4 protein-coding genes are annotated in these 3594 nt (G+C 39.4%); all 4 read right to left on the bottom strand.

What is annotated here, in order from left to right; genetic code table 11:
* Positions 1-1085: sodium ion-translocating decarboxylase subunit beta (locus CHB72_RS25435; RefSeq protein ID WP_089285662.1), on the bottom strand; the 1085-nt coding region annotated here is incomplete at its 3' end.
* Between the two features lie 33 nt (positions 1086-1118).
* Positions 1119-1514: a biotin/lipoyl-containing protein gene (locus tag CHB72_RS25430; protein ID WP_089285661.1), complete on the bottom strand. Its 396-nt coding sequence runs from the start codon at positions 1512-1514 to the stop codon at positions 1119-1121.
* A gap of 87 nt (positions 1515-1601) precedes the next feature.
* Positions 1602-2033: an OadG family transporter subunit gene (locus CHB72_RS25425; protein ID WP_089285660.1), complete on the bottom strand. Its 432-nt coding sequence runs from the start codon at positions 2031-2033 to the stop codon at positions 1602-1604.
* Between the two features lie 33 nt (positions 2034-2066).
* Positions 2067-3594 (bottom strand): methylmalonyl-CoA decarboxylase subunit alpha (gene mmdA, locus CHB72_RS25420; protein ID WP_141131613.1); only part of this gene is annotated, 1528 nt, incomplete at its 5' end.

Raw genomic sequence — 3594 nt, 5'->3', positions numbered from 1 at the left:
GCTACTGCTGAACCGATAACTCCTGCAACGTTCGGTCCCATAGCATGCATTAATAGAAAGTTGCTAGGATTTTCTTTCTGTCCAACAACCTGTGAAACTCTGGCTGCCATTGGTACAGCAGATACCCCTGCAGAACCAATTAATGGGTTGATAGCATTTCCACCCATAAGCTTGTTCATAAGCTTTCCTAATAAAACTCCTCCAGCTGTACCTACTGCAAAGGCAAGAACTCCTAAAACAATAATTTGAATTGTACCCCATTGTAGGAATTGTTCTGCTTGTGCTGTTGCACCAACACTAATACCTAGTAAAATGGTAACGATATTGATTAATTCATTTTGTGCTGTTTTAGAAAGACGATCGGTTACCCCAGATTCTTTAAGCAGGTTACCAAACATCAGCATCCCAACCAACGGTGTGGCTGATGGAAGTAACAGTGATACAACAATGGTAACTAATATAGGGAAAAGGATTTTTTCTAATTTTGATACATTTCTTAACTGCTCCATCTTAATCATACGCTCTTTTTTGGAGGTAAGAGCCTTCATGATTGGTGGCTGAATAATTGGTACTAAGGCCATATAAGAATAAGCTGCTACTGCGATTGGTCCCAGCAAATGAGGAGCCAACTGTGAGGTTAAGAAGATAGCCGTTGGGCCATCAGCACCACCAATAATAGCAATAGACGAAGCCTCTTGTCCTGTAAAACCCAACATAATAGCCCCAATAAAGGTAAAGAAGATACCAAATTGGGCAGCTGCTCCTAAGAACAAACTCTTAGGATTTGCAATAAGAGGACCAAAGTCTGTCATTGCTCCAACCCCTAGGAAAATAAGGGGTGGGAAAATACCTAACTTAATTCCATAATAAAAGTAATTAAGCAGTCCGCCTTCGTCCATAACCCCACTTAAAGGTAAATTTGTCATCAACATACCAAAGGCAATAGGAACCAACAATAATGGTTCGAATTTCTTGCCAATAGCTAGATATAATAATACACAAGAAACAATAAGCATTAATAATTGTTGCCAGGTCATACTGGGAATACCGCCACTCCCAAAAAAATCTATTAGTACTTCAATCATATGTGCATCTCCTTTCAATGAATTTTGATGTCCCTACTTTAAGGATACTAATACATCTCCACCATTTACAGATGCACCTTCATTCACATGAACTGCTGCTACTACGCCATTGGCTGGAGCATAAATTTCGTTTTCCATTTTCATAGCTTCTAGTATAATTAATACGTCTCCTTCTTTTACTTCTTGGCCTTCTTTAACCAATACCTTCCATACATTACCAGGTAATGGTGCCTCTACAGTTGTAGCACCTGCTGGTGCTGCTGCTGGCTTTGGCGCTGGAGCCGCTGGTTTTGGTGCTGTCACAGGTGCTGGTGCTGCTGGCTTCGGCGCTGGTGCTGCTGCCCTTGGTGCTACAGTAACACCATCCTTGATTTCTTCTACTTCCACTTCATAACTAACACCATTTACAGTGATATTAAACTTTTTCATTGTACAATTCCTCCTTAATCCGTAGTCCTTTTAAGATTTTCTTTAACGCTTTTGATTTTTAAAATATAGATAATTGTCATAGACTCCTTATTCTATTCTATTTACCTGTTGCATACGTCCTAGCTTTCCCCAAGCAGGTGTTGTCTCTGGTACCCTTACAATATTTCTAACAATGATATTATGAGTAGAAGTGTGTAAGCTTGCAGCTACAGCTGCAGTAATCACAGCTACCAATTGCATATCATCCTCAGGTACTTCTTCCTCCACCTTTTCTTCTACCTTAGCAGGTGTTTGTGTTTGAGTCTTAGCTGCTTCTTTTTTTGCAACAGAAGCTTTATGCTTATCTTCTGCTTGGTTCATTGTCACTTCTAGCGCCTTAATGATTACAAACAATAAGAACAAAGCTAAAAATACAACAGCTATACCAAATAAAGCCACCTGTATACTACCGAAAAGCTTTTCTCCCGCTGACATACTTTGCAGATCGGAAGCTACTTTCATTCTCTCCATTAAACTCATTGATTGATCACCTCTTTTTCAATTCCCGTCCTATTATACTGGTAAATTTCCATGCTTTTTAGGTGGTCTTGTTTCTCGTTTGCTAGCCAACATATTTAAAGCATCGATTAGCCTTGGTCTAGTAGCTGATGGTTCAACAATATCATCTACATAACCTCTTTCGGCAGCTTTATAAGGGGTAGCAAACTCTGCCTTGTAATTAGCAATGATTTCTGCCCTAGCAGCCTGTGGATCCTCTGCATCAGCTATTTCTTTTCTGAAAATAATGTTTGCTGCACCTTCAGGTCCCATAACGGCAATTTCAGCTGTTGGCCATGCTAATACCACGTCAGCTCCTAATTCTTTACAACACATAGCAATGTAGGCTCCACCATAGGCTTTTCTTAATATTAATGTAATCAATGGCACTGTAGCTTCACTGTAGGCATAAAGCATTTTTGCTCCATGTCGTATGATACCACCATATTCTTGATTCGTACCAGGTAAGAAACCAGGAACATCTACAAGATTTAATATCGGAATATTAAAGGCATCACAGGTTCTAATAAATCTTCCAGCTTTATCAGAAGCATTGATATCTAGGCAGCCAGCTAATACTTTTGGTTGATTTGCAATAATCCCAACAGATTGGCCATTTAATCTCATAAAACCAGTAATGATGTTCATTGCATAATATGGCTGTACCTCAAAGAAATCTCCATCATCTGCAATTCTTGTAATTACATCTTTCATATCGTAAGGCTTATTTGGACTTTCAGGAATAATATCATCTAATTCTGGAATGATTTTGTTAATATCATCTTCTGTTTCATAAATCGGTGCATTTTCCATGTTATTTGATGGTAAAAAGCTAAGTAATCTTCTAATTTCTGCTATACAAGCCTCATCATTAGCAGAAACAAAATGTGCTACACCGCTAGTCCGGTTATGAGTCATGGCTCCACCAAGAGCCTCTGCAGTTACTTCTTCACCAGTTACTGTCTTAATAACCTGTGGTCCTGTGATAAACATTTGACTTGTTTTATCCACCATGAAGATAAAATCAGTTAATGCAGGGGAATAAACTGCCCCACCAGCACAAGGTCCCATGATAGCAGTAATTTGTGGTATGACTCCAGAAGCAATGGTATTACGATAGAATATATGGGCATAACCTGATAATGCATCTACACCCTCTTGTATTCTAGCACCACCTGAATCGTTAATTCCAATGACTGGCGCTCCCATTTTTAATGCTAAATCTTGAATTTTCGAAATCTTTTGCGCGTGCATCTGACCTAAGGAACCCCCAAGAACTGTAAAGTCTTGGGCATAGGCATAAACCAATCTGCCATCCACCATGCCATAGCCAATTACAACCCCTTCTCCTGGAGTTTCAACCTTTTCTAAACCAAAGTTTGTGCATCTATGTTTTACGAAGGCATCAATTTCTACAAAAGTTCCCTCATCAAACAATAAATTGATTCTCTCTCTTGCTGTCAGCTTGCCTTTTTCATGTTGATCAGCAATTCTTTTTGTTCCCCCGCCTAGCTGGATTTTTTCCTTCCGTTGGCGAAGATCT

Source organism: Anaerovirgula multivorans (assembly GCF_900188145.1).
Taxonomy (GTDB): Bacteria; Bacillota; Clostridia; order Peptostreptococcales; family Natronincolaceae; genus Anaerovirgula; species Anaerovirgula multivorans.
The sequence above is the reverse complement of the archived record's forward strand: the minus strand, read 5'-3'. Positions and strand labels throughout refer to the sequence as shown.

Bases quoted from the DNA above. Each gene is read 5' to 3' on its own strand.
- CHB72_RS25430 (WP_089285661.1), bottom strand. From the start codon at position 1,514: ATGAAAAAGTTTAATATCACTGTAAATGGTGTTAGTTATGAAGTGGAA.
- CHB72_RS25425 (WP_089285660.1), bottom strand. From the start codon at position 2,033: ATGAGTTTAATGGAGAGAATGAAAGTAGCTTCCGATCTGCAAAGTATG.